Source organism: Tropicimonas sp. S265A (assembly GCF_049800835.1).
Lineage (GTDB): Bacteria > Pseudomonadota > Alphaproteobacteria > Rhodobacterales > Rhodobacteraceae > Dinoroseobacter.
The window spans coordinates 472141-498971 of record NZ_JBNAFU010000001.1 but is presented as its reverse complement, the minus strand read 5'-3'; the positions used below and the strand labels follow the sequence as shown (position 1 = coordinate 498971).

At 62.8% G+C, this 26831-nt stretch carries 28 protein-coding genes; all 28 read left to right on the top strand.

Annotation, left to right across the window (positions count from 1 at the left end; genetic code table 11):
* Window positions 1–120 precede the first annotated feature (120 nt).
* On the top strand, window positions 121–2073 hold the full coding sequence (locus ACP15N_RS02490; RefSeq protein ID WP_425090634.1) for an acetyl/propionyl/methylcrotonyl-CoA carboxylase subunit alpha: 1953 nt from the start codon (window positions 121–123) through the stop codon (window positions 2071–2073).
* Window positions 2070–2735 carry a glutathione S-transferase family protein gene (locus ACP15N_RS02485; RefSeq protein ID WP_425090633.1) on the top strand — a complete coding sequence of 222 codons (666 nt, stop codon included), beginning with the start codon at window positions 2070–2072 and terminating at the stop codon, window positions 2733–2735. The genes ACP15N_RS02490 and ACP15N_RS02485 overlap by 4 nt, the downstream gene beginning before the upstream one ends.
* Window positions 2732–3610 carry a hydroxymethylglutaryl-CoA lyase gene (locus tag ACP15N_RS02480; RefSeq protein ID WP_425090632.1) on the top strand — a complete coding sequence of 293 codons (879 nt, stop codon included), beginning with the start codon at window positions 2732–2734 and terminating at the stop codon, window positions 3608–3610. Before ACP15N_RS02485 ends, ACP15N_RS02480 begins: the two co-directional genes overlap by 4 nt.
* Window positions 3597–4373 carry a crotonase/enoyl-CoA hydratase family protein gene (locus ACP15N_RS02475; protein WP_425090631.1) on the top strand — a complete coding sequence of 259 codons (777 nt, stop codon included), beginning with the start codon at window positions 3597–3599 and terminating at the stop codon, window positions 4371–4373. Before ACP15N_RS02480 ends, ACP15N_RS02475 begins: the two co-directional genes overlap by 14 nt.
* Window positions 4374–4466: 93 nt before the next feature.
* Window positions 4467–4682 carry a glycine zipper 2TM domain-containing protein gene (locus ACP15N_RS02470; protein ID WP_425090630.1) on the top strand — a complete coding sequence of 72 codons (216 nt, stop codon included), beginning with the start codon at window positions 4467–4469 and terminating at the stop codon, window positions 4680–4682.
* Between the two features lie 427 nt (window positions 4683–5109).
* Complete coding sequence (locus ACP15N_RS02465) at window positions 5110–5475, top strand: NADH-quinone oxidoreductase subunit A (RefSeq protein WP_425090629.1); 366 nt, start codon at window positions 5110–5112, stop codon at window positions 5473–5475.
* Window positions 5466–5999: a NuoB/complex I 20 kDa subunit family protein gene (locus ACP15N_RS02460; RefSeq protein ID WP_425090628.1), complete on the top strand. Its 534-nt coding sequence runs from the start codon at window positions 5466–5468 to the stop codon at window positions 5997–5999. The genes ACP15N_RS02465 and ACP15N_RS02460 overlap by 10 nt, the downstream gene beginning before the upstream one ends.
* 19 nt (window positions 6000–6018) lie before the next feature.
* Window positions 6019–6642, top strand: coding sequence for an NADH-quinone oxidoreductase subunit C (locus tag ACP15N_RS02455; RefSeq protein ID WP_425090627.1), 624 nt, complete (start codon window positions 6019–6021; stop codon window positions 6640–6642).
* Window positions 6643–6645: 3 nt separating this feature from the next.
* On the top strand, window positions 6646–7524 hold the full coding sequence (locus tag ACP15N_RS02450) for a sulfotransferase family protein (RefSeq protein WP_425090626.1): 879 nt from the start codon (window positions 6646–6648) through the stop codon (window positions 7522–7524).
* Window positions 7525–7530: 6 nt separating this feature from the next.
* A complete protein-coding gene (locus tag ACP15N_RS02445; RefSeq protein ID WP_425091594.1) occupies window positions 7531–8742 on the top strand; it encodes an NADH-quinone oxidoreductase subunit D in 1212 nt (403 codons plus the stop codon).
* An 80-nt stretch (window positions 8743–8822) separates the two neighbouring features.
* Entirely contained in the window at window positions 8823–10028 is a 1206-nt protein-coding gene (locus ACP15N_RS02440; RefSeq protein WP_425090625.1) for an NADH-quinone oxidoreductase subunit E, read from the top strand.
* Window positions 10029–10058: 30 nt separating this feature from the next.
* Window positions 10059–10841 carry an endonuclease gene (locus ACP15N_RS02435; RefSeq protein ID WP_425090624.1) on the top strand — a complete coding sequence of 261 codons (783 nt, stop codon included), beginning with the start codon at window positions 10059–10061 and terminating at the stop codon, window positions 10839–10841.
* A 9-nt stretch (window positions 10842–10850) separates the two neighbouring features.
* A complete protein-coding gene (locus ACP15N_RS02430) occupies window positions 10851–11078 on the top strand; it encodes a DUF5337 family protein (RefSeq protein WP_425090623.1) in 228 nt (75 codons plus the stop codon).
* Window positions 11079–11081: 3 nt separating this feature from the next.
* The gene (gene nuoF / locus ACP15N_RS02425; RefSeq protein WP_425090622.1) at window positions 11082–12383 is read left to right on the top strand and encodes an NADH-quinone oxidoreductase subunit NuoF; all 1302 of its coding nucleotides are present in this window, start codon (window positions 11082–11084) and stop codon (window positions 12381–12383) included.
* Window positions 12380–12775 (top strand): DUF5333 family protein, encoded by a 396-nt coding sequence (locus ACP15N_RS02420; protein ID WP_425090621.1) that lies wholly within the window; start codon window positions 12380–12382, stop codon window positions 12773–12775. The genes nuoF and ACP15N_RS02420 overlap by 4 nt, the downstream gene beginning before the upstream one ends.
* Window positions 12772–13275, top strand: a complete 504-nt coding sequence (locus tag ACP15N_RS02415; protein WP_425090620.1) for a DUF3291 domain-containing protein — start codon at window positions 12772–12774, stop codon at window positions 13273–13275. Before ACP15N_RS02420 ends, ACP15N_RS02415 begins: the two co-directional genes overlap by 4 nt.
* A gap of 4 nt (window positions 13276–13279) precedes the next feature.
* Complete coding sequence (gene nuoG, locus ACP15N_RS02410) at window positions 13280–15295, top strand: NADH-quinone oxidoreductase subunit NuoG (protein WP_425090619.1); 2016 nt, start codon at window positions 13280–13282, stop codon at window positions 15293–15295.
* A gap of 279 nt (window positions 15296–15574) precedes the next feature.
* Window positions 15575–16612 (top strand): NADH-quinone oxidoreductase subunit NuoH, encoded by a 1038-nt coding sequence (nuoH, locus tag ACP15N_RS02405; RefSeq protein WP_425090618.1) that lies wholly within the window; start codon window positions 15575–15577, stop codon window positions 16610–16612.
* A gap of 3 nt (window positions 16613–16615) precedes the next feature.
* Entirely contained in the window at window positions 16616–17110 is a 495-nt protein-coding gene (gene nuoI, locus ACP15N_RS02400; protein WP_425090617.1) for an NADH-quinone oxidoreductase subunit NuoI, read from the top strand.
* Window positions 17107–17520 carry a carboxymuconolactone decarboxylase family protein gene (locus ACP15N_RS02395; protein ID WP_425090616.1) on the top strand — a complete coding sequence of 138 codons (414 nt, stop codon included), beginning with the start codon at window positions 17107–17109 and terminating at the stop codon, window positions 17518–17520. The genes nuoI and ACP15N_RS02395 overlap by 4 nt, the downstream gene beginning before the upstream one ends.
* Window positions 17517–18131, top strand: a complete 615-nt coding sequence (locus ACP15N_RS02390; RefSeq protein WP_425090615.1) for an NADH-quinone oxidoreductase subunit J — start codon at window positions 17517–17519, stop codon at window positions 18129–18131. The genes ACP15N_RS02395 and ACP15N_RS02390 overlap by 4 nt, the downstream gene beginning before the upstream one ends.
* A 95-nt stretch (window positions 18132–18226) precedes the next feature.
* Window positions 18227–18532: an NADH-quinone oxidoreductase subunit NuoK gene (nuoK, locus tag ACP15N_RS02385; RefSeq protein ID WP_012177998.1), complete on the top strand. Its 306-nt coding sequence runs from the start codon at window positions 18227–18229 to the stop codon at window positions 18530–18532.
* 4 nt (window positions 18533–18536) lie between these two features.
* Window positions 18537–20615: an NADH-quinone oxidoreductase subunit L gene (nuoL, locus tag ACP15N_RS02380; protein WP_425090614.1), complete on the top strand. Its 2079-nt coding sequence runs from the start codon at window positions 18537–18539 to the stop codon at window positions 20613–20615.
* Window positions 20615–22162: an NADH-quinone oxidoreductase subunit M gene (locus tag ACP15N_RS02375; RefSeq protein WP_425090613.1), complete on the top strand. Its 1548-nt coding sequence runs from the start codon at window positions 20615–20617 to the stop codon at window positions 22160–22162. Before nuoL ends, ACP15N_RS02375 begins: the two co-directional genes overlap by 1 nt.
* 10 nt (window positions 22163–22172) lie before the next feature.
* Window positions 22173–23612, top strand: coding sequence for an NADH-quinone oxidoreductase subunit NuoN (nuoN, locus tag ACP15N_RS02370; protein WP_425090612.1), 1440 nt, complete (start codon window positions 22173–22175; stop codon window positions 23610–23612).
* On the top strand, window positions 23602–24360 hold the full coding sequence (locus ACP15N_RS02365) for a biotin--[acetyl-CoA-carboxylase] ligase (protein WP_425090611.1): 759 nt from the start codon (window positions 23602–23604) through the stop codon (window positions 24358–24360). The genes nuoN and ACP15N_RS02365 overlap by 11 nt, the downstream gene beginning before the upstream one ends.
* Window positions 24361–24369: 9 nt before the next feature.
* Complete coding sequence (locus ACP15N_RS02360; RefSeq protein WP_425090610.1) at window positions 24370–25140, top strand: type III pantothenate kinase; 771 nt, start codon at window positions 24370–24372, stop codon at window positions 25138–25140.
* Window positions 25141–26811, top strand: a complete 1671-nt coding sequence (locus tag ACP15N_RS02355; protein ID WP_425090609.1) for a ribonuclease J — start codon at window positions 25141–25143, stop codon at window positions 26809–26811.
* Window positions 26812–26831: the final 20 nt, after the last annotated feature.

The following is a 26831-nucleotide window of genomic DNA, read 5'->3' as shown; positions in this document are numbered from 1 at the left end:
TGAAAGACCGAAGCCGCGTGGCCTGTTGCGCAAGTGTTACATTCCGGCAAGTGACCGATGCGGCCCCGACGCGGGGGTGGGGGGCACGCCAGCCGGCATGCCGCGACAAGGGGGAGCGCCATGTTTGACAAGATCCTGATCGCCAACCGGGGCGAGATCGCGTGCCGCGTGATCGATACCGCGCGCCGTCTTGGCGTGCGGACGGTCGCTGTCCATTCGGACGTGGATGCGCTGGCGCGGCATGTGGCAATGGCGGATGAGGCCGTGTCGCTTGGCGGAGCCGCACCGTCGGAGAGTTACCTCAAGGCCGAGGCCATCATCGCCGCCGCGCAGTCCACAGGCGCGCAGGCCATTCATCCAGGCTATGGCTTTCTGTCTGAGAACCCGGATTTCGTCGAGGCGGTGGAGGCGGCGGGTCTGACCTTCATTGGCCCCTCGGCGCAGGCCATTCGTGCGATGGGGCTGAAGGACGCCGCAAAGCGCCTGATGGCGGAGGCGGGCGTGCCCGTGGTGCCGGGCTATCACGGGGCCGATCAGGAACCGGGTCACCTGGAGGTGGAGGCCGCGCGCATCGGGTACCCGGTGCTGATCAAGGCCGTGGCAGGCGGGGGCGGCAAGGGCATGCGCCAGGTCGCGACGCCGGAGATGTTCCTCTCCGCGCTCGAAAGTGCCAAGGCCGAAGCCCTTGGCGCCTTTGGCAATGATGCGGTGCTGATCGAGAAATACATCTCCACCCCCCGCCATATCGAAGTGCAGGTGTTCGGCGATGGCACGCAAGCCGTGCATCTGTTCGAGCGGGACTGTTCCCTGCAGCGCCGCCACCAGAAGGTGATCGAGGAGGCACCCGCCCCCGGCATGACCCCCGAGATGCGCGCGGCGATGGGGGCCGCGGCCACCCGCGCCGCCGAAGCCATCGGGTACGCTGGCGCGGGCACGGTGGAGTTCATCGTGGATGCCAGCGATGGGCTGCGCCCCGACGGGTTCTGGTTTATGGAAATGAACACGCGTCTTCAGGTCGAACACCCTGTGACGGAGGCGATCACGGGCATTGATCTGGTCGAATGGCAGTTGCGGGTGGCCGCAGGGGACCCGGTGCCGCTGGCCCAGCAGGACCTGACGCTTGCGGGGCATGCGTTCGAGGCACGGATTTACGCCGAGGACGTCCCGAAAGGGTTCCTCCCGGCCACGGGCACGTTGACCCATGTGAGGTTCCCCGATGACGCGCGGGCCGATACTGGCGTCCGTGCAGGGGATACGATCTCCCCCTGGTATGATCCGATGATTGCCAAGCTCACGGTGCACGGACCCACGCGCGCCATTGCCCTGCGCAAGCTGGAAGCCGCCCTTGCCCAAACACAAGTGGCCGGTAGCGTGACCAACATCGCATTCCTGCGCGCCCTTGCCGCGCATCCCGAGTTCGCGGCAGGGCAGGTCGATACAGGCTTGATCGATCGGGACTTGCCCGCACTGTCCCACATGCCCGCGCCGTGCACCCGCACCAAGGCGTTGGCCTGTGTCTACGCCGCGGGCCTCGACGCTGAAGTGCCGCCTGATCAGGGCTTTGCGCTCTGGGCGCCGCTGGACCGGGATGTGGTCCTGCGATCCGGGGGTGACGTGGTCGCTGCACGCCTGCATGTAACGCGGCCCGGTTCCTACTGCGTCTGCATCGGTGAGGCGACACATGACATCACGAAGGCGGGCGGTACGTGGCGCATCGATGGTGCTCCGGTGTCTGCCGAGGCGGCAAGACATGGCGCGACCCTGTCGGTTTTCTGGGGCAACACCTATACGTTCGATCTGCCCGATCCGCTGGATCGCAGCGGGGCGGAGACGGGCGGTGCGGCGGCCATCGAAGCGCCCATGCCGGGCGTCGTCAAGGCCTTGTTCGTCAGGTCCGGAGACGCCGTGGCCCGGGGGGACAGGCTGGCAATTCTGGAGGCGATGAAGATGGAACACACTCTGACTGCGGGTCGTGATGGCATCGTGGCGGAGGTTCTGGTGGCTGCGGGCGCGCAGGTGGAGGCGGGCGCCGCGCTGGTGCGCCTCGAAGACCCGGAGAAGGTCCCGGCATGATCCGCTTGCATCACAGCCCGCAGACGCGATCCATGCGGACGCTCTGGCTTCTGCATGAACTTGACGTCCCATTTGAGGTGCTGACCTATCCCTTCGATGCAACGCTGCAACGGCCCGAGTACCTTGCCATGTCGCCGGTCGGGCGGGTGCCCGCGCTGGAGATCGACGGGGAGGTGATGTTCGAGACCGGCGCGATTGCGGAGTACCTTTGCGAGCGGTTTTCGCCTGACGGGCTGGGCCGGGCGCCGGGCAGTACCGAACGGATGGAATGGCTGACCTGGGTGCATTTTGCCGAAACCCTCAGCGTGCATGTCGCCGCACTGACGCAGCAGCATGTGATGCTTTTCCAGGACGAGATGCGCTCTCCCGTAATCATGAAGCTGGAGGCCAAACGGCTGGCCAAATGCTACGCGGCGGTGGAGGCCAAGCTCACCAAGGGGTTTGCGGAACGCTACATTTTGCAGGGCGGCTTCTCGGCGGCGGATATCGGTCTGGGACAGGCGATCTACATGGGGACGCATTTTGCAGCGCTCGATGACTATCCGGCGGTGGCGGAATGGTATGCGCGCATGGTCGCACGGCCTGCCTTTATCGCGTCTCTGCCCGCGCCGGGGCAGGGGATTTACGACCAGGCCTTCTATGACTGGCGGGCGTGGCAATGACCGACCGGGTGGAGATTTTCGAAGTCGGCCCCCGCGACGGCTTGCAGAACGAAGCGCGGATCATTCCCACGCAGGACAAGATCGCGTTGATCGATGCGCTCAGCGCAGCGGGGTTTCGGCGGATCGAAGTGGCCAGCTTCGTCAGCCCGAAATGGGTGCCCCAGATGGCGGACGGGGCCGAGGTTCTGGGCGGGATCACCCGCGCTCCGGGCGTGTCCTACGCCGCGCTGGTGCCTAATGAAAGGGGGCTGGAGCGGGCCATTGCCGCGAAGCCCGACGAGATTGCCGTGTTCGCAAGTGCTTCGGAGGGGTTCTCCAAAGCCAATCTGAACTGCACGATTGAAGAAAGCTTTGCGCGCTTCGCGCCGGTTGTCGCCGGCGCGCAGGCGGCGGGCCTGCGGGTGCGCGGCTATGTCTCCTGTGTCACCGATTGCCCGTTTGACGGTGCGACGCCCCCCGACACCGTGGCGGATGTGGCCGCCCGCTTGCATGCGCTTGGATGCTACGAGGTGTCCCTCGGCGAGACCTTGGGAAAGGCGAGGCCGGAGGCCGTTGCTGCGATGCTCGGGGCCGTTTGCGATGTCGTGCCAGCCGACAGTCTTGCGGGACATTTCCACGACACGGCAGGGCGGGCGCTCGACAATATCGACGTGGCGCTGCAGGCCGGGCTGCGCGTGTTCGACGCCTCGGTCGGGGGCTTGGGCGGATGCCCCTATGCACCGGGGGCGGCGGGCAATGTTGCGACCGAAGCGGTGATGGAGTTCGTGACCGCGCGGGGGGGCGAGACCGGACTTGACCCGGACAAGGTGGCGCTGGCTGCAGACATGGCGCGCGCGCTGCGCAAAGGGGAGGGTCGCACACATGAACACGCTTGATCTCTCGATTGATGCGAGGGGCGTTGCGACGCTCACGCTTCAGCGGCCCGACAAGCACAATGCGATGTCTGCGGAAATGATTGCCGAGCTGACGCAGGCCGCGCACGACCTGGGCATGGACCCAGCGGTGCGTGTCGTGGTCTTGACGGGGGCCGGTCGGTCGTTCTGCGCGGGCGGTGATCTGGACTGGATGCGGGCGCAGATATCTGCCGATGGTCCCACCCGTGCTCGGGAAGCGCGGCGCCTGGCGGAGATGCTGGGTGCGCTTGATGCGATGCCGAAGCCTCTGATCGGGCGGGTGCAGGGCCAGGCGTTCGGCGGAGGGATTGGTCTGATGTCGGTTTGCGATGTCGCGATCGGGGTCACGGGCGCAAAGCTGGGGCTGACCGAGGTCCGGCTTGGTCTGATCCCGGCCACCATAGGGCCATACGTTGTGGCGCGCATGGGGGCGGCGATGGTACGGCGCGTCTTCTTTTCCGGGCGCATCTTCGACGCGGAGGAGGGCGTAAGGCTCGGGTTACTGGCCAAAGCCGTTTCGCCGGACCTGTTGGACGCCGAGGTCGAGGCCGAGGTTGCCCCTTACCTGAGTGCAGCGCCGGGGGCGGTGGCTGCGGCCAAGGCCCTAGTGGCTCGGCTGGGCAAGGCCCCTACCGCCGCCGAGGTCGACGCGAGCGTCGAGGCGCTGGTCGCCCAATGGGAAGGGGAGGAAGCCGCCCAGGGCATCGCGGCTTTCTTCGAGAAACGATCGCCGCCCTGGGGGTAGTTGCTGCCGGGGTTGCGCGTCCTATTCGAAGCGATATTAACTCGGGCATGACCTGACGATAAAATCAGGCACAGGCATGGAAGGACACAAAAGATGAAATTTGGAAGAGCGATATGTGTCGCCACAGCCTTGCTGGGCGCAGGCGCGCTAGCAGGGTGCACCGACAACCAAAACATCAACGCTGCGACCGGGGCGCTTGTTGGCGCAGCCGCTGGCAACCAGATCGGCGGCGGCAGCGGCAGGACCGCCGCAACGCTTCTTGGGGCGGCGGCCGGTGCGACGGCTGGCGCGAACGCGCCGACCAACTGATTTTTCGAACCGAGCGACCGGACGTGCCCGATACGCCCGGTCCCGGTGCCGGTCCCAAAGCTGTGTCCGCACGGGGCGCTGGTCACCCAAGCTGCTCCAGTTCCGTACCCGCAGCCCCCGATTTCCTCCGCCTGCCTGCGTTGCACGACCGCGTGTTGAAAGCTTAGCAGAAAAGATATGTGGTAAATTCAGGTTCTAGGGTATGCTCTAGCAGAGCGGCCATGAGTCTGGCTTGCCTGCACTGCGTCACCCCGTCTCTGGTGGTCGCGGCTGAGGGCGATAAACTCATGCAGAATATGGCGTGTTTGCCGCAGGGTGGTTGTGTTGACCGACCCGGAATGCAGCGGTAGACCACCCCGCAAACGACCCCGTGCGCATCCCCCGGTGGACCGGGGTGGCGCCCCCGATCCCAGGGAAGGAGCCCCAGGTGGACGATCTGCTACGAGAATACCTTCCGATCCTTGTTTTTCTGGCCATTGCCATAGGCTTGGGGCTGGTTCTGATCCTCGCAGCGGTCGTCGTTGCGGTGCGCAACCCGGACCCAGAGAAGGTCAGCGCCTACGAATGCGGGTTCAACGCTTTCGACGACGCACGGATGAAATTCGATGTCCGCTTCTACCTTGTGGCGATCCTGTTCATCATTTTCGACCTGGAGATCGCGTTCCTGTTCCCTTGGGCCGTGGCCTTCCCGGAGATGTCGATGGTCGGCTTCTGGTCGATGATGATCTTCCTCGCGGTTCTGACCATCGGGTTCGCATATGAATGGAAAAAAGGAGCTCTGGAATGGGAGTAAGCACTGCGGCAAACGACGCGGGCCCCGATAAAGAGCACGCCACGCAGGCCCTCAACGCCGAGTTGCAGGACAAGGGGTTTCTGCTGACCTCGACCGAGGACATCATCAATTGGGCGCGCACCGGCTCGCTGCACTGGATGACGTTCGGTCTGGCCTGCTGCGCGGTGGAGATGATGCACACCTCCATGCCGCGCTATGATGCTGAGCGCTTCGGGATCGCGCCGCGCGCCTCCCCGCGCCAGTCGGACGTGATGATCGTTGCCGGCACGCTGACCAACAAGATGGCCCCCGCGTTGCGCAAGGTCTACGACCAGATGCCGGAGCCGCGTTACGTGATCTCGATGGGATCCTGCGCCAATGGCGGCGGCTACTACCACTATTCCTACAGCGTCGTGCGCGGCTGCGACCGGATCGTGCCGGTCGACATCTACGTGCCCGGCTGCCCGCCGACCGCGGAGGCGTTGCTGTACGGCATCCTTCAGCTTCAGCGCAAAATTCGCCGCACGGGCACACTGGTCCGCTAGGGCACGGAAAGGATGACAGATGAGCGAAGCTCTTGAGGAACTTGGCGCCTATATCGAAGTGAAGCGTCCCGATTGCGTGGTGTCGACAGAGGTGGCGTTCGGCGAGTTGACGGTCACGGTGACGCCCAACTCGATCTTGCAGGTCGTGGCGTTTCTCAAGTCTGACGCACGGTGCGCGTTTTCGACCCTCGTGGACATCACCGGGGTCGACTACCCCGACCGCCCGCAGCGGTTCGATGTCGTCTACCACTTCCTGTCGATGTACCAGAACCACCGTATTCGTCTGCGCGTGCCGGTGCGCGAGGACGAATTTGTTCCCTCCATCGTGTCCGAGCATCCCAGCGCCAACTGGTTCGAGCGCGAAGTGTTCGACATGTTCGGCATCCTGTTCTCGGGCCACCCGGACCTGCGGCGCATCCTGACCGATTACGGTTTTCGCGGCTATCCGTTGCGCAAGGACTTCCCCACGACTGGCTACACCGAAGTGCGCTACGACGAAGAGAAGAAACGCGTGGTCTATGAGCCGGTCAAGCTCGTACAGGACTACCGCCAGTTCGATTTCATGAGCCCGTGGGAAGGGGCGGAATACATCCTGCCCGGCGATGAGAAAACCGACGAGAAACCGGCGGAGGCCAAGGGCTGATCAATGGCGGACGTGACGCTCCTGTTCGGGATCGGTGCCACGAAGGCGGGCACGAGCTGGCTCCAGTTCTATCTGGAACGCCACCCGGAGGTGCATTTGTGGCGCCACAAGGAACTGCACTATTTCGACGCTCTTGACCATGGCCGGGTGATGGAGACCATTGATCAACTCTGCCGGAAGCGTGCCGGTCTGCGTGACCGCATGCAGGGTGCCGATGCCGCAAAGGCCGCCGCCCTGCGCGAAGACGTGGCCGAGATTGACCGCTACCTGGGGCTGCTGGGGCGCGGCGAAGAATCCGCAGGCGCCTATGTCGCGTTCCTCAAGAAAGGGCGCAGGGGTGCAAAGGTGGTGGGCGATATCACTCCGGCTTATGCGCTGTTGTCCGAGGCGCGGCTGAAGATGATGGCGGGCCTCGCGCCGGCAACACGGTTCATCTACATTCTGCGCGACCCGATCGACCGGCTGTGGTCGAACATCCGCATGATGGCGGGCTGGAAGGGCGGGTCGGACGCAGACGTCGCCGACCGCGCCAACTGGATCTTCGACCGTTGGGCGCGCGGTGAAGAACAGGCCGTTTCCGAGCGTTGCGATTACGCGGGCGCGCTGGGTCGGTTGACCCGCGCCGTTCCGGACGCCGGCCGTCTGATCACCTTTTACGAAGAGCTTTTCTCGCAGGAAACAGCGCGGCGCATCTGTGCGTTTCTCGGGGTGTCGGATCATCCCGCCCCGCTGGAGCGCCGTGTGCATGCGGGCCCCGCACTTCCGCTTGATGTCGCCCGCCGCGCCCTCGCGGCAGACCGGCTCGCCCCGCAATATGACTACGTCGAAAAGATGTTCGGCCGCGTGCCCGCACGCTGGCAGTCCACCGCAGTTGGAGCCTGACCCATGATGGACGGTACGAATTTTGAAGACGCCCTGACCGGCGAGCAGAAAATCCGGAACTTCAACATCAATTTCGGACCGCAACACCCGGCCGCACATGGCGTTTTGCGTCTGGTGCTGGAACTGGACGGCGAGATCGTGGAGCGGTGTGACCCGCATATCGGCCTGTTGCACAGGGGCACCGAAAAGCTGATGGAAAGCCGGACCTACCTGCAAAACCTGCCGTATTTCGACCGGCTCGATTATGTGGCCCCGATGAACCAGGAACATGCCTGGTGCCTTGCGATCGAGAAACTGACCGGTGTGGAGGTGCCGCGCCGCGCCTCGCTGATCCGGGTGCTCTACTCCGAGATCGGGCGTATTCTGAACCATCTGCTGAACGTGACCACGCAGGCCATGGATGTGGGCGCGCTCACCCCGCCGCTCTGGGGGTTCGAGGAGCGCGAGAAGCTGATGGTGTTCTACGAGCGGGCCTGCGGCGCGCGCCTGCACGCGGCGTACTTCCGCCCCGGCGGTGTGCATCAGGACCTGCCGCCGGAGTTGCTCGATGATATCGAGGCGTGGAGCCATGAATTCCCGAAAGTGCTGGACGATATTTCCGGCCTGTTGACGGAAAACCGCATCTTCAAGCAGCGCAACTGCGATATCGGTGTGATCACCGAGCAGGAAATCCTCGATTGGGGGTATTCCGGCGTGATGGCGCGGGGCTCGGGCCTTGCATGGGACCTGCGGCGCGCCCAGCCCTATGAATGCTACGACGAGTTCGAGTTCAAGGTGCCGGTTGGCAAGAACGGCGATTGCTATGATCGCTACCTCTGCCGAATGGCCGAGATGGATGAGAGCCTGTCGATCATCCGGCAGGCCATTGCCAAGCTGCGTGAGACCCCGGGCGACGTACTGGCGCGCGGCAAGATCACACCGCCCAGCCGGTCGGACATGAAAACCTCTATGGAAGCGCTGATCCATCACTTCAAGCTTTACACCGAAGGCTTCCACGTCCCCGCCGGCGAGGTGTACGCCGCGGTCGAGGCCCCGAAGGGCGAGTTCGGCGTCTACCTGGTGGCCGATGGGTCCAACCGCCCTTACCGCGCCAAGCTGCGCGCCCCCGGCTTTTTGCACCTGCAATCGATGGACCATGTCGCCTCCGGCCACCAGTTGGCCGACGTCGCCGCGATCATCGGCACGATGGATGTGGTCTTCGGGGAGATCGACCGGTGATGCGCGCGTGTCTTCTTCTTTGCCAAAATACTCCCGCCGGAGGCACCCGCGCTTTCGGCCAGAACGAAAGGGTGTAACGGATGCTCCGCCGTCTTCACGCCGAACAACCCGACAGCTTCGCCTTCACGCCGGAAAACCAGGCGTGGGCCGAGACGCAGATCACCAAGTATCCCGAAGGCCGTCAGGCCAGCGCGATCATCCCGATCCTGTGGCGCGCACAGGAGCAGGAGGGGTGGTTGACCCGTCCCGCCATCGAATACGTCGCCGAGATGCTGGATATGGCCTATATCCGGGCGCTCGAAGTGGCGACGTTTTACTTCATGTTTCAGCTGCAACCCGTTGGGTCTGTTGCTCATATCCAGATTTGCGGAACGACGTCCTGCATGATCTGCGGGGCCGAGGACCTGGTCGCAGTCTGCAAGGAAAAGATCGCCCCCAACGCCCATGAGCTCAGCGCCGATGGCAAGTTCAGCTGGGAAGAGGTCGAGTGCCTGGGGTCTTGTGCGAACGCGCCGATGGCGCAGATCGGCAAGGACTATTATGAGGATCTGACCGCCGACAGCTTCGCAGGATTGCTTGACCGGATGGCGGCGGGCGAGGTGCCTGTCCCGGGCCCGCAGAACGGGCGGTACACGTCCGAACCGCTCGGCGGGCTGACCAGCCTCAAGGAGTATGAGGCGGGCAAGGATGCGTACAATGCGTCTGTGCGATTGGCGGTGGACTTGCAAGACACGATCAAGCGCATCGACGGGACAGAGGTGCCGCTGACCGCGCCGTGGTTGGGCAAGGATGCGGATCTGCCGAAGGTGAAGCCCGCGAACAAGGCCGCCGCCCCGAAAGCGGAGGCGCCCCAGCCGGACACGCCGGCGCCCGTAGTCGCGGCGCCGGAAACTCCAGCGGAGGCTCCGAAAGTGAAGCCGAGCGCGGTTTTGCCCGGTCAGGCGGACCTGGCCACGCGCAAGGGCACGTGGAAATACGGAGCCGCAGCCCCGTCCGCCGGTGCGCAGCCCGCCATGTTGCAGGCCGCGCGCGACGGCGGCCCCGATGATCTGAAAAAGATCAAGGGGGTCGGGCCCAAGCTCGAAGGGGTCCTGAACGCCATGGGCATTTACCATTTCGACCAGATCGCCGCTTGGACCGATGCCGAACTGGCCTGGGTCGATGACAACCTCGAAGGCTTCAAGGGCCGCGCCAGCCGGGATGAATGGATTTCTCAGGCCAAGGTGCTCGCAACTGGGGGCGAGACAGAATTTTCATCGCGCGTTACAAAAGGGGATGTTTACTGAGAAACGTCCTAACGAACGGGGAGATTTGGTATGGCTACTCAGAAATCGGACTACACCTGCGCAGTGATCTGCTGGGGGATCGGTGTCTTGTTGGGCATCATGACCACGGCTGGATTGATGGTCGTGGGCTGGTCATTCCTGCAAGGCGCCTTCATGGGCGTGCTGGCCTGGTTGATCGTCGGAGGCGTGCTGTCCGTTGCCGTGTGCAGCGTGGACAAGAAAATGCCGAGCCCGGCGGAAGCCCGTACCAAACTCGAGGCGGATATGGCCGAAGCGCGTGCCCGCGTTCAGGGCGGCGCAACCGTTCCGGCAAAGCCGGCGCCCGTCGCTGCCGCGCCCGTGGCGGAGGCCCCGGCTGCAAAAGCCCCCGCGAAACCCGCGTCCGAGCCTGAGCCTGCCCCCAAGGCCGATCATGGGCCCAAGGTTGCCGCCAGCGCGGCATTGGCAGGCGAGGCGGAACTCGCGTCGCGCAAGGGCAGCTGGAAGTATGAAAACGGCGATGCGGCCCCGGCGGCCTCGGCCCCGTCCGGCAAGCCCGAAAGCCTGTCCGCACCCCGCGATGGCGGAGCTGATGACCTCAAGAAGATCAAGGGCGTCGGACCCAAACTCGAACAACTGCTGCATTCCCTCGGTTTCTACCATTTCGATCAGATCGCGAACTGGTCCGCGTCGGATGTGGACTGGGTCGATCAGAACCTCGAGGGCTTCAAAGGCCGTGCGACCCGCGACGAATGGGTCGCACAAGCAAAAACCCTGGCAAGCGGGGGGGACACGGCGTTCTCCAAGCGCGTCGAAGATGGCGACGTTTACTAGGGTCACAGGATGAAAGGCACCGATCCGCAGGACCACGCCCGCGTCATGCAAGCCCGCACAGCGGCGATTGTGGTGGCGGCGACGATGGTCCTCTGGATCGGGGCAAACTTTGCAGGGCGTGAAATGGGCCTCCCGGTCCGGTACGTGTTCCTGTTCGATTTCGCCGCACTGGCCGCGTTCTTCTGGGCGCTGGTCGTCGGTATCAGGCTCTGGCTTTCGCGCCAGTCAAAGGAGTGACAGATGCTGCAAGATCAGGACCGGATCTTTACCAATATCTACGGGATGCATGACCGCACTCTGGCAGGCGCACAAAAGCGCGGCCATTGGGACGGAACGTCCAAGCTGATCCAGATGGGTCGCGACGAGATCGTCAAGATCATGAAGGACAGCGGGCTGCGCGGGCGCGGCGGCGCGGGCTTCCCGACGGGCCTGAAGTGGTCCTTCATGCCCAAGGAAAGCGATGGCCGTCCCAGCTATCTGGTGGTCAATGCAGACGAGTCGGAGCCCGGGACCTGCAAGGACCGCGAGATCATGCGCCATGATCCGCACACGCTGATCGAAGGGTGCCTTATCGCGTCCTTCGCGATGGGCGCGCATGCCAGCTACATCTACATTCGCGGCGAGTACATTCGCGAGCGTGAAGCGTTGCAGGCTGCAATCGACGAGGCATATGACGCAGGCCTTCTGGGCAAGAACGCTGCAGGGTCGGGCTGGGATTTCGACCTGTACCTCGCGCACGGTGCGGGTGCCTATATCTGCGGCGAGGAAACCGCGTTGATCGAAAGCCTTGAAGGCAAGAAGGGCATGCCGCGCATGAAACCGCCGTTCCCGGCAGGCGCGGGCCTCTATGGTTGCCCGACCACGGTGAACAACGTGGAATCCATCGCCGTTGTGCCCACGATCCTGCGCCGGGGCGCGGATTGGTTCGCACAATTCGGGCGTCCAAACAACGCGGGTACGAAACTTTTCGCGGTCTCCGGACACGTGAACCACCCCTGCGTCGTCGAAGAGGCGATGAGCATCCCGTTCGGTGAATTGATCGACAAGCATTGCGGCGGCATTCGCGGCGGGTGGGACAACCTCAAGGCCGTGATCCCCGGCGGGTCGTCCGTTCCGTGCGTGCGCGGCGAAAACATGCGCGACGCGATCATGGATTTCGACTACCTGCGCGGGGAGCTGGGCTCCGGTCTCGGCACCGCTGCGGTGATCGTGATGGACAAGGACACCGACATCATCAAGGCGATCTGGCGGCTGTCGAAATTCTACAAGCACGAAAGCTGCGGGCAATGCACCCCGTGTCGCGAAGGCACCGGCTGGATGATGCGCGTCATGGACCGTCTGGTACGCGGCGAGGCGGAGGTTGAGGAGATCGATATGCTCTTCGACGTGACCAAACAGGTCGAAGGCCACACGATCTGCGCCCTTGGCGACGCCGCGGCCTGGCCCATCCAAGGCCTGATCCGGAACTTCCGCGATGAGATCGAGGATCGCATCAAGGCACAAAAAACCGGTCGCGTGACCGCAGCGATGGCGGCGGAGTGATCCGGGCAGCGCTCATATCACTTGTCGTGATGACCGCGACGGCGCAGGCCGCTGACCTGCGTCCCGCGCCTGCCTATTACACCGAGACCGTGTTCGCTGTGACCATGGCGGAGGCGCTCGCGCAGGGATGCGGGCAGGTCGGCATCAATTTCGGCGCCATTCAGGAACGCATGACCATGCTGGAGGCGCAACTGGAAGAGGACGGCTTCAGTACCGAGACGCCGTTCAACCAGATGATTGATCCCAGCGCCACGTTCGGCGCGATGCAGCGCGATTTCCTGGCCCGCTACCCGATCGAGGGCGCAGGGTCTGAGGCCGTGTGCGGTGCAGCGGCATCGGAGATTTCGCAGGAAACCCTGATCGGCTCGCTCCTGATGGAGGCGCCGCGATGAGCACGCCTTCGGGGTTTCATCTGGCGCAGGTCAATATCGGTCGGCTCGTTGCCGATACCGATAGTCCGCGTGTGGCGGAGTTCATGAACGCGCTCGACAAGGTCAATGGTCTAGGCAAGCGCATGCCGGGCTTCGTCTGGATGATGGAAGGCTCGGGTGAGCCGGGGACAGGCAACACCGAGGCCAAGATCGCGGGCGATCCGCGGTTCGTCTCGAACCTGACCGTCTGGGAAGACGTCTCGAGCCTTGAGACCTTTGTCTGGGGTACGATCCACAAGCAGTTCTACGCCCGGCGGACAGAATGGTTCAAAGTGCTTGGCGAGATGCATTTTGCGATGTGGTGGGTTCCGGTCGGCCATCAACCGACACTGGAAGAGGCGCTGGTGCGTCTGGACCATCTGAAGACCCACGGAGACAGCGACCATGCGTTTGGCTGGTCATATCTGAAAGAGGCGCACATGTGGAAATCCCACGCCTGTGCGCCCGTAGCGGCGGAGTAACCTCATGTCGGATCTGAAGAAGATCGTCATCGACGGCAAAGAGATCGAAGTGGACGGGGCGATGACCCTGATTCAGGCCTGTGAAGAGGCCGGGATCGAGGTGCCGCGCTTCTGCTATCACGAGCGGCTCAGTATCGCGGGCAACTGCCGGATGTGTCTGGTCGAAGTCGTTGGCGGTCCGCCCAAGCCTGCGGCGTCCTGCGCGATGCAGGTCAAGGACTTGCGCCCCGGACCCGAAGGTCAGCCACCCGTGGTCAAGACCAATTCGCCGATGGTCAAGAAGGCCCGCGAAGGCGTGATGGAATTCCTGCTGATCAATCACCCGCTGGATTGCCCGATCTGCGATCAGGGCGGCGAGTGTGACCTGCAGGATCAGGCGATGGCCTACGGTGTGGATTTCAGCCGCTACCGCGAACCCAAGCGCGCAGCGACAGAGTTGAACCTCGGCCCGCTGGTGGAAACCCACATGACGCGCTGTATTTCCTGCACCCGCTGCGTGCGATTCACGTCCGAAGTGGCGGGCATTACCCAGATGGGCCAGACCGGCCGGGGCGAGGATAGCGAGATCACGTCCTATCTGAACCAGACGCTGCAATCGAACCTGCAGGGCAATATCATCGACCTGTGCCCGGTGGGCGCGCTGGTCTCCAAGCCGTATGCGTTCACCGCGCGGCCCTGGGAACTGACCAAGACCGAAACCATCGACGTGATGGATGCGATGGGCGCCAACATCCGCGTCGATACGAAGGGGCGCGAAGTGATGCGCATCCTGCCGCGCAACCATGACGGCGTGAACGAGGAATGGATTTCCGACAAGACGCGCTTCGTCTGGGACGGCCTGCGCCGCCAGCGGCTGGACAAGCCCTACGTGCGCGTCGATGGCAAGCTGAAGCCCGCAAGCTGGGGGGAGGCGCTGTCGGCTGCCGCCGCAGCGATGCAAGGAAAAAAGGTTGCCGGTCTGGTCGGCGATCTGGTGCCGGTTGAGGCTGTGTTTGCGCTCAAGCAACTGGTCGAAAGCCTTGGAGGTTCCGTTGAATGCCGGACCGATGGCGCGAAGCTGCCGGCGGGCAACCGGTCGGGCTATGTCGGCACAGCCGCAATCGAGGATATTGATGCCGCAGACCACGTGGTTCTGGTCGGAACCAACCTGCGGACCGAAGCCCCGGTTCTGAACGCGCGCATCCGACAGGCCTGGATCAACGGCGCAGAGGTTTCGGTGATCGGCGAAGATATCGACCTGACCTACGACACGGATCATCTGGGCACCGGGCGCGACACGCTGGTTCAGCTTGTCGCGGATGCCGAAACGCTCGATGGCAAGAACGTTGTGGTCATTGTCGGGCAGGGCGCCTTGACGGAGGCCGATGGCGAGGCAGTGCTGAGCCAGGTCATGGCCCTGACCGAAAAAATGGGCGGCAAGATGTTGGTGCTCCACACGGCAGCCGCCCGCGTTGGCGCTCTGGATATCGGGGCTGTCACCGAAGGTGGCCTCAAGGCCGCGGTCGAGGGGGCGGAGGTGATCTACAATCTCGGCGCGGATGAGTTGGACATCGATCCCGGCGCTGTCGTGATCTATCAGGGCAGCCATGGGGACCGGGGCGCGCACCGCGCCGACATCATCCTGCCGGGTGCCGCCTATACCGAGGAACAAGGCCTGTTCGTCAATACCGAAGGCCGCCCGCAGCTCGCGCTCCGCGCCGGGTTCGCACCCGGCGAGGCCAAGGAAAACTGGGCGATCCTGCGGGCGCTGTCCGCGGAGCTCGGCAAGACCTTGCCATATGACAGTCTTGCGCAATTGCGTCAGGCGCTCGTGGCCGAGGTGCCGCATCTGAAACAGATCGACGCGGTGCCTGAAAATGACTGGCAACCCTTGCCGGTCAAGGCTCCTGCAAGTGCTGATTTCCGCAGCTCGACAGCGGATTTCTACCTGACGAACCCCATTGCCCGCGCGTCCAGCCTGATGGCAGAGCTGAGCGCGATGGCGCAGGGCCGAGGCGAAACGCCGATCGCGGCGGAGTAGCCTTGGGCGCGCGCCTCCAGACCGGCGCGCGCACGCCCAAAGCCGGATTTGTGATCACAGATTTCGGGTGACGGGAAAAGAACGGCTCAGGATGCGCGACAAGTGCGCACAACCCGGGCCCTAGGGATGGTCAACGCAGGCCTTTTGGGGTTTATCCAAGGCGCGTTGAGCCGTCGAAAGACTGGCCTTTCCCGCACCTTGCGCGGGCAGGGATGGAACGACACCGGATGCGCGGGCCTGCCCCAGGGCCCCCGGACCAAAAGGGCGATGTGAGGAAACATGGCTGACTTCTTTTCGACCACCCCGGGCATCGCGCTCATCATTGTGGCCCAGTGCCTTGCGGTCGTGGCCTTCGTGATGGTCTCGTTGCTGTTTCTGGTCTACGGTGACCGGAAAATCTGGGCGGCCGTGCAGATGCGGCGCGGGCCGAACGTGGTCGGAGCCTTTGGTCTGCTGCAAACCGTCGCCGACGCGCTGAAATACGTGGTCAAAGAGGTCGTCGTGCCCGCGGGCGCCGACAAGCCGGTCTTCATGCTTGCCCCGATGACCAGTTTTGTGCTGGCGCTGCTCGCATGGGCGGTGATCCCGTTCAACGACACATGGGTGCTGTCGGACATCAACGTTGCCATCCTCTATGTCTTCGCGATCTCGTCGCTGGAGGTGTACGGCGTGATCATGGGCGGATGGGCGTCGAACTCCAAATATCCGTTCCTCGGCTCGCTGCGCTCTGCGGCTCAGATGATCTCCTACGAGGTGTCGATTGGCCTGATCATCATCGGCGTGATCATCTCCACCGGGTCGATGAATTTCGGTGACATCGTGAACGCGCAGGACGGCAATCTGGGCTTTTTCAACTGGTACTGGCTGCCGCACTTGCCGATGGTGTTCCTGTTCTTCATCTCGGCGCTGGCCGAGACCAACCGCCCGCCGTTCGACCTGCCGGAGGCTGAATCGGAGCTCGTGGCGGGCTATCAGGTGGAATACAGTTCCACCCCGTTCCTGCTGTTCATGGCGGGTGAATACATTGCCATCTTCCTGATGTGCGCGCTGATGACCTTGCTGTTCTTCGGCGGTTGGCTGTCGCCCATTCCGGGCCTGCCCGATGGGGCGCTCTGGATGGTCGCGAAGATGGCGTTCTTCTTCTTCCTCTTTGCCATGGTGAAGGCGATCGTGCCCCGGTATCGCTACGACCAGTTGATGCGGCTTGGATGGAAGGTGTTCCTGCCCTTCAGTCTTGCGTGGGTCGTGATCGTCGCGTTCCTGGCCAAGTTCGAACTGTTCGGTGGGGCCTATGCCCGTTGGGCGATTGGGGGTTAACCGATGACGCAGATCGACTACACACGCGCGGCCAAATACTTCCTGCTGGCGGATTTCTTTGCCGGGTTCAAGCTCGGCCTGAAGTACTTCTTTGCGCCCAAGGCCACGATTGCTTACCCGCATGAGAAAGGGCCGCTCAGCCCTCGGTTTCGGGGTGAACATGCCCTGCGCCGCTATCCCAATGGCGAAGAACGCTGCATAGCCTGCAAGCTGTGCGAGGCGATCTGCCCCGCGCAAGCCATCACCATCGATGCCGAACCGCGCGAGGACGGCAGCCGCCGCACCACGCGCTACGACATCGACATGACGAAATGCATCTATTGCGGCTTCTGCCAGGAAGCTTGCCCGGTCGATGCAATCGTCGAGGGTCCGAATTTCGAGTTCGCCACAGAAACCCGTGAAGAGCTGTTCTACGACAAGGACAAGCTGCTGGAAAACGGCGCCCGGTGGGAAGCCGAGATTGCCCGCAACCTTGAACTGGATGCGCCCTACCGATGAGTGATCAAAACAACGCCAACCCGTTCTCGATGTTCATGGAACAGAGCCAGGCGTGGGCCAAGGCCCTGAACCCTGCACTTGAGAATTTCACGCCCAAGGGCTTCGAAAAACTCTGGCCGACCGTCCCTGCCGAGGTGATGGAAGCGATGATGGGCCAGACCTTCAACCCCGGCGGGCTCGATGCCAAGACGCGGCTTCTGATCACGCTGGCCGGCCTGACCATGCATGGCGCGCAGGCCGAGGCGCAGATCCGCATGACCGTGCGCCATCTGGTCGAAGCGGGCGCCACGAAACAGGAGATCGCCGAAGCCATCGGACAGGTCGCGATGTTCTCGGGCATTCCGGCGATGACCAAGGCCATGGAATTGGCCGGAGAGGTTCTGGAAGACAAGCCGGAGGACCCGCAATGACCATCGCGGACTTCACCTTCTACATCTTTGCGATCACGGTCGTGACAGCGGGTCTGTTCGTCACGCTGGCCCGCAACCCCGTCCATTCGGTGTTGTGGCTGATCCTTGCATTCCTGTCCTCGGCGGGCCTGTTCGTGCTGCTCGGGGCGGAATTTGTCGCGATGCTGCTGATTATCGTCTATGTGGGCGCGGTCGCCGTGCTGTTCCTGTTCGTCGTGATGATGCTGGACGTGGATTTCGCCGAACTGAAGGCGGAAATGGCGAACTACATCCCGCTCGCTGCGCTGATCGGTGTGATCCTGCTGATGCAACTCGGCATGGTTTTCGGCAATTGGACCTTCTCAGAGGAAGCACTTGCGCAACGCGGCGCGGTCGCGCCGGATCTGAACGAAGTGCAGAACACGGCCGCCCTAGGCCTGCTGATCTACGATGACTACGCGCTGCTTTTCCAACTGTCGGGGCTGATCCTGCTGGTCGCGATGATCGGTGCGATCATGCTGACACTGCGCCACCGCGTGGATGTGAAGCGCCAGGACGTGCTGGCACAGATGTACCGCGACCCGGCAAAGGCGATGGAACTGAAAGATGTGAAGCCGGGGCAGGGGCTCTGACCCGCCCGGTTTGAAGACTGCGGAACGCCGGCATCAGACTGGCGCTGCGAGACGGAAGAACGACACACACGGGGTAGAGACCTCGGAGGGACGACATGATCGGACTTGAGCATTACCTGACGGTGGCCGCAGCGCTGTTCGTCATCGGGATCTTCGGCATTTTCCTGAACCGGAAGAATGTCATCGTGATCCTGATGTCCATCGAACTGATGCTGCTCGCGGTGAACATCAATCTGGTCGCCTTCTCAGCCTTCCTCGGGGATCTGGTCGGGCAGGTCTTCACCCTGTTCGTGCTGACCGTGGCCGCGGCAGAGGCCGCGATCGGCCTTGCGATCCTTGTCTGCTTCTTCCGCAACCGTGGCACGATCGCGGTCGAAGACGTCTCGAACATGAAGGGCTGAGCACATGGAAAGCATCATCCTCTTTGCCCCTCTGGTTGGCGCGCTGATCTGCGGGTTCGGCTGGAAGTTCATTGGTGAGACAGCCGCGATGTGGGTGGCCACGGGGCTCTTGTTCCTGTCCGCCGTCCTGTCCTGGTTCGTTTTCCTGACTTTCGATGGCGTGACAGAGCAAATTCAGGTCCTGCGCTGGATCGAAAGCGGCAGCATGGCCGCCGACTGGGCGATCCGGATGGACCGGATGACGGCGATCATGCTGATCGTGGTGACGACCGTGTCCAGTCTCGTGCACCTCTATTCGTTCGGGTACATGGACCACGACCCGCAATGGCGCGAAGGCGAGACCTATAAGCCGCGCTTTTTCGCGTATCTGAGCTTCTTTACCTTCACCATGCTGATGCTGGTGACAGCGGACAACCTGATCCAGATGTTCTTCGGATGGGAGGGCGTAGGCGTCGCCTCCTACCTGCTGATCGGGTTCTATTGGCGCAAGCCGTCAGCCGGCGCTGCCGCGATGAAGGCGTTCATCGTCAACCGCGTCGGGGATTTCGGGTTCCTGTTGGGCATCTTTGCGATCTATCTGGTGTTTGACTCGGTTCAGTTTTCTACCATTTTCGCGGAGGTGGCGGACCATCAGGAGGCAACTCTGACCTTCCTGTGGCGCGACTGGCCCGCACTTGAGCTGATCGCCTTCCTGCTCTTCATTGGCGCGATGGGGAAATCGGCGCAGTTGTTCCTGCACACATGGTTGCCGGACGCGATGGAGGGCCCGACGCCTGTATCCGCGCTGATCCATGCGGCAACCATGGTAACGGCGGGTGTGTTCCTGGTGTGCCGGATGTCGCCGGTGATGGAGTTTGCTCCGGGCGCGATGACGTTCGTGACCTTCGTTGGTGCCTCCACCGCGTTTTTCGCCGCGACGGTCGGTCTGGTCCAAAACGACATCAAGCGCGTGATTGCCTATTCGACCTGCTCGCAGCTTGGCTACATGTTCGTGGCCGCCGGGGTTGGGGTCTATTCGGTTGCGATGTTCCACCTGCTTACCCACGCCTTCTTCAAGGCGATGCTCTTCCTTGGCGCGGGCTCGGTCATCCACGCGATGCATCACGAGCAGGACATGCGCAACTACGGCAACCTGCGCAAGAAGATCCCCTATACCTTCTGGGCCATGATGATCGGGACACTGGCCATTACCGGTGTCGGTATTCCGCTGACCGGCTGGATCGGCTTTGCAGGCTTTGCCTCCAAGGACGCGGTGATCGAAAGCGCGTTTGCGGGCACCAACGCGGCCTCGATGTACGCGTTCTGGATGCTGGTCATCGCAGCCCTCTTCACCAGTTTCTACAGCTGGCGGCTGATGTTCCTGACGTTCTATGGCACCGAGCGGGGCGACAAGCACACGCACGAGCACGCCCATGAAAGCCCCAAGGTCATGTTGATCCCGCTTGGCGTGCTGGCCGTGGGCTCGGTGCTGGCCGGTGCGATCTGGTATGGCAGCTTTTTCGGCAAAACCAACGAGGTCGTGAAGTTCTTCGGCGGAGAATACACTAAGCCGAGCATCGAACTGGTCGAAACGGTCGCCGAACGTAGCCCCAAGGCGTCCGAGCTGAAATATGTCATGGATGGCGCGCCGGGCGATGCCGCGATTTACATCGCGCCCGAGAACACGACTCTGCACGAGGCGCATTACGTTCCGACCTGGGTGAAACTGTCGCCCTTCGTCGCTATGCTGATCGGTCTTGCGACGGCGTTCGTGTTCTATATCCGGTCCCCGCAGCTTCCGGGTAAGCTGGCCGAGACGCTCTGGCCCGTCTACAACTTCATCTACAACAAGTGGTACTTCGACGAGATCTACGAGGTCGTCTTTGTCCGCCCGGCCCGCGCCATTGGCCGCTTTTTCTGGAAGTGGGGGGACGGCGCAACTATCGATGGTGGCATCAACGGACTGACGATGGGGATCATTCCCTTCATCACCAAGCTCGCGGGACGCGCGCAATCCGGGTACCTGTTCCACTATGCATTCGCGATGGTGTTGGGGATCACGATCCTTGTCACGTGGATGATGATCGGCGGAGGGGCTGAGTAATGGACAACCTGCTTTCCATCATCACCTTCACACCGGCGCTTGCGGCGCTGATCCTTGCGGTCTTTCTGCGCGGTGACGATCCGGCAGCGCAGCGCAACGCCAAGTGGCTGGCGCTGATCGCGACCTCCGCGACCTTCCTGTTGTCGCTGATCCTGCTGTTCGAGTTCGACCCCCAGAACACCGGCTTTCAGTTTGTCGAGGAACGGCCCTGGGTGTTCGGTCTGACCTACAAGATGGGCGTGGACGGCATCTCCATCCTGTTCGTGCTGCTGACAACGTTCCTGATGCCGATCACCATCGGGGCTTGCTGGACCGTCGAGACGCGGGTGAAGGATTACATGATCGCCTTCCTCGTGCTGGAGACGCTGATGCTCGGCGTGTTCTGCGCGCTGGACATGGTCCTGTTCTACGTCTTCTTCGAGGCGGGCCTGATCCCGATGTTCCTGATCATTGGCATCTGGGGCGGGGCGAACCGGATCTATGCCTCGTTCAAGTTCTTCCTCTATACGTTGCTCGGCTCCCTGCTGATGCTGGTCGCGATGATCGCGATGTACGTGGATGCAGGCACGACGGATATTCCGACGCTGCTGAACCACCAGTTCTCGACCGGTACGATCGAGCTGATGGGCTTCCACATCGTTGGCGGATTGCAGGTCCTGCTGTGGCTGGCGTTCTTTGCATCCTTTGCGGTCAAGATGCCGATGTGGCCGGTTCATACCTGGTTGCCGGACGCGCACGTGCAGGCACCTACGGCGGGCTCTGTAGTTCTGGCGGCCATCCTGCTGAAGATGGGCGGGTACGGGTTCCTGCGGTTCAGCCTGCCGATGTTCCCGGTTGCCTCCGATATCCTTGCACCGCTCGTCCTGTGGATGTCGGCGATTGCGATTGTATACACCTCGCTGGTGGCCCTTGTGCAGCACGACATGAAGAAGCTGATCGCCTATTCCTCCGTCGCGCATATGGGGTTCGTGACCATGGGCATCTTTGCGGCGAACCAGCAGGGCGTGGATGGCGCGATCTTCCAGATGATCAGCCACGGGTTCATCTCCGGCGCGCTCTTTCTCTGCGTGGGCGTGATCTATGACCGGATGCACACCCGAGAGATCGACGCCTATGGTGGTCTGGTCAATCGGATGCCGGCCTATGCGCTGATCTTCATGCTGTTCACGATGGCCAATGTCGGATTGCCGGGCACCTCCGGTTTCGTGGGCGAATTCCTGACGCTGGTCGGCGTGTTCCAGGCCAACACCTGGGTGGCGCTGTTTGCGACGTCGGGCGTGATCCTGTCGGCGGGCTATGCGTTGTGGCTCTATCGGCGCGTGGTCTTTGGCGACCTGATCAAGGAGAGCCTCAAGACCATCACGGACGTGACGCCGCGCGAACGGGCACTCTTTGCGCCGCTGATCGTCATGACCATTCTGCTGGGGGTTTATCCCAGCCTTGTCACAGATATCATCGGTCCCTCGGTCGAGGGGCTTCTGACCGGCTATTCGGCTGCGGTGGAAGGGTTCGTTCCCGACACGCTGCACGCCGCCGCCGGGCTTTGAGGGTAGGCATATGATTTCCCAAGACATCTCTATCGTGCTGCCCGAGATCGTTCTGGCACTGTTCGCCATGACGGGCCTGATGTTCGGCGTGTGGACCGGCAAGGACCGGACCGCCCCGGTGCTGGTCTGGATCACTGCTGCCGTGTTCGTCGCGCTGGCGTTCTGGATTGGTGTGAACGGGTCGGGGTCGAGCCTCGCCTTCGGCGGCATGTTCGTCGATGACAGTTTCTCGCGCTTCGCCAAGATCACCATCCTGCTGTCCGCCGCCGCCGTGCTGCTGATGAGCCAGGAATACATGGCAAAGATTGGCATCCTGAAGTTCGAATACCCGATGCTGCTAAGCCTCGCGGCGGTGGGGATGATGATGATGGTCTCCGCCGGGGATCTGATGGCGCTCTATATGGGGCTGGAGCTGCAATCGCTGTCCCTCTACGTGGTGGCGGCCATGCACCGCGATGACACGCGGTCGACAGAGGCCGGACTGAAATATTTCGTGCTTGGGGCGCTGAGCTCGGGAATGCTGCTTTACGGGGCCTCGCTGGTCTACGGCTACACGGGCACCACGCTCTTTTCCGGCGTGATCGGAGCGGCATCCGAGGGTGAAATTTCCATCGGGCTGTTGTTCGGGCTGGTGTTCCTGATGGCGGGACTGGCGTTCAAGGTCTCCGCCGCGCCGTTCCATATGTGGACCCCGGATGTCTACGAGGGCTCGCCAACGCCGGTGACGGCATTCTTCGCAACAGCGCCAAAGGTTGCGGCCATGTGCCTGTTCGCCCGGGTCGTGCATGATGCGTTCGGAAACTCGGTCGGCGATTGGCAGCAGATCATCGCCTTCCTGTCAGTCGTGTCCATGTTTCTTGGTGCGATTGCAGCCATCGGGCAGACGGATATCAAACGCCTGATGGCCTATTCCTCGATCGCACATATGGGGTATGCGCTGATGGGGCTGGCATCAGGAACGGTCGATGGCGTGCAATCCATGCTGATCTACATGGCGATCTATGTGACCATGAATATCGGAACCTTCGCCTTTATCCTGTCGATGGAACGAGACGGGCAGCCGGTCACTTCGATTGCGTCACTCAACCAGTTTTCCAGCCGAGAGCCGGGCAAGGCCATCGCGCTGCTGATCCTGATGTTCAGTCTTGCGGGCATCCCGCCGCTTGTTGGGTTTTTCGCGAAGTTCGGCGTGCTGCTGGCGGCGGTGGATGCCGGCCTGACCTGGCTGGCGATTGCCGGTGTGGTCGCCTCCGTGATCGGTGCGTTCTACTACCTGCGCATCGTCTATTACATGTACTTCGGTGCCGAAGGTGAGGTGCTTGAGGCCAAGATGCCGCCGATCCAGTATGGGTTCATGATGGCCTCCGCCATTATCATGCTGGTTGGGGTGGCCGGGTTCTTTGGGGTCGAAGGCTCGGCGATGGCGGCGGCGGAAGCGCTTGTCAACTGATCTGAGCTGGCCGGACGGTGTCGCAAAACGGGTGCTGGCGGAGGTCGACAGCACCAACGCCGAAGCCGCGCGCATCGCCTCTCATCTGACCGGTCCCACGTGGATATTGGGCCTGCACCAGACGGCAGCCCGTGGGCGTCGCGGGCGCGTGTGGGAAAACCCTGCCGGAAACTTCGCAGCCACACTTGTCATGCGCCCTAGCGAGTCACCCGAGCAGGTTGCTCTGCGCTCCTTCGTGGCAGCGCTGGCCTTGCGCGACGCGTTCATACTTGCCACGGGGCGCGCCGAGGCCTTCACGCTGAAGTGGCCCAACGATGTTCTGCTCAATGGGGGCAAGGTCGCGGGCATTCTGCTGGAAAGCACGGGGGCCGCGGGCACGATCAGCCACATGGCAATCGGTATCGGCGTGAACCTTGTCGCAGCGCCACCTGCCGATGTGGTGGAGGACGGGGCGCTGCGCCCGGTCAGTGTGTTGGCGGAAACCGGCGTGCGCGTGCAGCCGGAAGGGTTCCTCGACCTGCTTGCACCAGCCTTTGCGCAACGCGAAGCGCAGTTCGCCACCTATGGGTTCGGCCCGATCCGGAGCGCGTGGCTGAGCGTGGCCGCGCGCATCGGCGAGCCCATCAGGGCGCGCACAATGCAACATGCGCATTACGGGACGTTCGAGACGGTGGACGAACAGGGCGCGCTTGTCCTAAAGACGGCAGACGGGCGGATTTCGCTTCCGGCCGCTGACGTCTTCTTCTGAGGCCCCCTTATGCTACTGGCCATCGACTGCGGCAACACCAACACGGTCTTTGCGATCCATGACGGGACGGAGTTCGTATCCGTCTGGCGCACGGCGACCGAACACACGCGCACGGCGGACCAGTACTATGTCTGGCTGTCGACGCTGATGAAGTTCAACGACATTCAGGTGGACATTACAGATGTCATCATCTCGTCCACCGTGCCAAGGGTGGTGTTCAACCTGCGCGTTCTGTGCGACCGGTATTTCAACACGCGCCCTCTGGTCGTCGGAAAACCCGAATGCGCTCTGCCGGTGGATGTCCGGGTCGATGCGGGTACGCAAGTGGGGCCCGACCGGCTGGTCAACACGGTAGCGGGCTTCGAGAAATTTGGCGGCGATCTGATCGTCGTGGATTTCGGCACGGCCACGACCTTTGACGTGGTGGACGATGACGGCGCCTATATCGGAGGCGTGATCGCGCCGGGTGTCAACCTGAGCCTCGAGGCGCTGCACAACGCCGCCGCCGCCCTGCCGCATGTGGATGTGTCCAAACCCGACCGTGTGATCGGCACCAACACGGTTGCCTGCATGCAGTCCGGCGTGTTCTGGGGCTATGTCGGGCTGATCCGCGAAGTCTGCGACCGGATCAAGCAGGAACGCGGCAAACCAATGAAAGTGATCTCCACCGGAGGTCTGGCCCCCCTGTTTGCGCAAGGGGCCGAACTATTTGATGCGTGGGTGGACGACCTGACGATGCAGGGCCTCGTCCGTATCCATGCCTATAACAGAGAGACATGAATGGCAGAGCGGCTGATTTATCTCCCCCTCGGAGGCGCGGGCGAGATCGGGATGAATGCGTATGTGTACGGCTACGGGGAGGAAGGGCGCGAACGCCTGATCCTCGTCGATCTGGGCGTGGCGTTTCCGGATATGGACACGACCCCGGGCGTTGATCTGATCACGGCGGATATTTCTTGGCTGGCGGACCGCGCGGACCAGCTTGAGGCAATTTTCGTGACCCACGCGCACGAGGATCACGTCGGCGCGGTCGGCATCCACCACCACCGCCTGAAGGCCCCCGTTTATGCGCGCCCGTTCACCGCGAACATTGCCGCGCGCAAGATGGAAGAGAAAGGCCAGGATCCCGAGGCTGTTCGCATCGCCGGAACATGGCCTGACACGGTCCAAGCCGGTCCGTTCACGGTCGGATTCCTGCCCGTGTCGCATTCCATCCCCGAGGCAGCGGCGCTGGTCATCGACACGCCCGCTGGCCGGATCGTACATTCGGGCGATTTCAAACTGGACCCCAACCCGATCGTCGGAGAGGCGTGGGATCCGGATTTGTGGGCCAGCGTCGGCAAGGCGGGGGTGCTGGCCGTGACCTGCGACAGCACGAACGTCTTTTCGCCGAATCCGGGGCGGTCCGAAAGCGATATAGCGCCGGAACTGAAGCCGCTTGTGGCAGAGGCCAAGGGCATGGTTGTCGCGACCACGTTCGCCTCCAACATTGCGCGCCTGAAGTCGCTGGCGGAGGCAGGGCATGCTGCGGGACGATCGGTCGTTCTGCTGGGGCGGGCCATGAAACGGATGGTCACTGCTGGGGTCGAATCCGGGGTGCTGACCGATTTCCCGCCCACGGTTGCGCCGGAAGCGGCAGCCGACATCCCGCGCGAAAACCTGATGCTGATCGTCACCGGATCGCAGGGCGAACGGCGCGCGGCCTCAGCGCAGTTGGCGCGGGGCAAGTACCTCGGGTTCGAGATCGGAGAGGGGGACCTGTTCCTTTTTTCCTCCAAGACGATCCCGGGCAATGAAAAGGCCGTCGCGTCGATCATGAACGCGCTCAGTGAAAAGGGTGTCGATATCGTCGACGACGAAGGTGGCCGTTATCATGTGTCCGGCCACGCGAACCGACCCGACCTGCTGGAAGTGCACCGCATCCTGAACCCGCAGATTGTTCTGCCCATGCACGGAGAGCATCGGCACCTGCGCGCCCATGCGCGGCTCGCCGAAGGGCAGGGGCGCAAGGGGCTCATCGCACCCAACGGGTCGGTGGTGACCCTGTCCGGCAACAATCCTGGCGTGACGGACTATGTCGAAGCCGGGCGTACCTATCTGGACGGCGCGGCATTGGTTGGCGCATTTGACGGCGTGATCCGCGACCGCATCCGCCTTGCCCTGAACGGGTATGTGGTGGTTGCCGTCATCATCGACGAAGGCGACGAAGCCATCGAAGAGGCCTGGGCGGACACCCGCGGCCTGCCCGAGCGCGGGGCCTCCCGCAGCGACCTGCGGGAATTGATCGAATACGATGTCGGTCAGTTCCTTGCCCGGGCGGAGCGCAAGACGATCAATGATGACGGGCGTTTGGAGCAGGAGATTACCCGTGTCGTGCGCCACTTGTGCCAAACCGAAATCGGGAAACGGCCCGAGGTGACGGTGCTGATCTCAAGACTCGTGGCGGAGTGAGCCCCTGCGATGCGGTGTTG

Excerpts from the sequence above, each read along its gene's own strand:
- ACP15N_RS02355 (WP_425090609.1), top strand. The coding sequence starts at position 25,141 with ATGGCAGAGCGGCTGATTTATCTCCCCCTCGGAGGCGCGGGCGAGATC.
- ACP15N_RS02390 (WP_425090615.1), top strand. The coding sequence starts at position 17,517 with ATGACCATCGCGGACTTCACCTTCTACATCTTTGCGATCACGGTCGTG.
- nuoG (WP_425090619.1), top strand. The coding sequence starts at position 13,280 with ATGTCGGATCTGAAGAAGATCGTCATCGACGGCAAAGAGATCGAAGTG.
- ACP15N_RS02475 (WP_425090631.1), top strand. The coding sequence starts at position 3,597 with ATGAACACGCTTGATCTCTCGATTGATGCGAGGGGCGTTGCGACGCTC.
- nuoI (WP_425090617.1), top strand. The coding sequence starts at position 16,616 with ATGACGCAGATCGACTACACACGCGCGGCCAAATACTTCCTGCTGGCG.
- ACP15N_RS02450 (WP_425090626.1), top strand. The coding sequence starts at position 6,646 with ATGGCGGACGTGACGCTCCTGTTCGGGATCGGTGCCACGAAGGCGGGC.
- nuoF (WP_425090622.1), top strand. The coding sequence starts at position 11,082 with ATGCTGCAAGATCAGGACCGGATCTTTACCAATATCTACGGGATGCAT.
- ACP15N_RS02415 (WP_425090620.1), top strand. The coding sequence starts at position 12,772 with ATGAGCACGCCTTCGGGGTTTCATCTGGCGCAGGTCAATATCGGTCGG.
- ACP15N_RS02440 (WP_425090625.1), top strand. The coding sequence starts at position 8,823 with ATGCTCCGCCGTCTTCACGCCGAACAACCCGACAGCTTCGCCTTCACG.
- ACP15N_RS02455 (WP_425090627.1), top strand. The coding sequence starts at position 6,019 with ATGAGCGAAGCTCTTGAGGAACTTGGCGCCTATATCGAAGTGAAGCGT.
- ACP15N_RS02395 (WP_425090616.1), top strand. The coding sequence starts at position 17,107 with ATGAGTGATCAAAACAACGCCAACCCGTTCTCGATGTTCATGGAACAG.
- ACP15N_RS02430 (WP_425090623.1), top strand. The coding sequence starts at position 10,851 with ATGAAAGGCACCGATCCGCAGGACCACGCCCGCGTCATGCAAGCCCGC.
- nuoH (WP_425090618.1), top strand. The coding sequence starts at position 15,575 with ATGGCTGACTTCTTTTCGACCACCCCGGGCATCGCGCTCATCATTGTG.
- ACP15N_RS02375 (WP_425090613.1), top strand. The coding sequence starts at position 20,615 with ATGGACAACCTGCTTTCCATCATCACCTTCACACCGGCGCTTGCGGCG.
- nuoK (WP_012177998.1), top strand. The coding sequence starts at position 18,227 with ATGATCGGACTTGAGCATTACCTGACGGTGGCCGCAGCGCTGTTCGTC.
- nuoL (WP_425090614.1), top strand. The coding sequence starts at position 18,537 with ATGGAAAGCATCATCCTCTTTGCCCCTCTGGTTGGCGCGCTGATCTGC.
- ACP15N_RS02435 (WP_425090624.1), top strand. The coding sequence starts at position 10,059 with ATGGCTACTCAGAAATCGGACTACACCTGCGCAGTGATCTGCTGGGGG.
- ACP15N_RS02460 (WP_425090628.1), top strand. The coding sequence starts at position 5,466 with ATGGGAGTAAGCACTGCGGCAAACGACGCGGGCCCCGATAAAGAGCAC.
- ACP15N_RS02360 (WP_425090610.1), top strand. The coding sequence starts at position 24,370 with ATGCTACTGGCCATCGACTGCGGCAACACCAACACGGTCTTTGCGATC.
- ACP15N_RS02485 (WP_425090633.1), top strand. The coding sequence starts at position 2,070 with ATGATCCGCTTGCATCACAGCCCGCAGACGCGATCCATGCGGACGCTC.
- ACP15N_RS02445 (WP_425091594.1), top strand. The coding sequence starts at position 7,531 with ATGGACGGTACGAATTTTGAAGACGCCCTGACCGGCGAGCAGAAAATC.
- ACP15N_RS02490 (WP_425090634.1), top strand. The coding sequence starts at position 121 with ATGTTTGACAAGATCCTGATCGCCAACCGGGGCGAGATCGCGTGCCGC.
- ACP15N_RS02470 (WP_425090630.1), top strand. The coding sequence starts at position 4,467 with ATGAAATTTGGAAGAGCGATATGTGTCGCCACAGCCTTGCTGGGCGCA.
- nuoN (WP_425090612.1), top strand. The coding sequence starts at position 22,173 with ATGATTTCCCAAGACATCTCTATCGTGCTGCCCGAGATCGTTCTGGCA.
- ACP15N_RS02480 (WP_425090632.1), top strand. The coding sequence starts at position 2,732 with ATGACCGACCGGGTGGAGATTTTCGAAGTCGGCCCCCGCGACGGCTTG.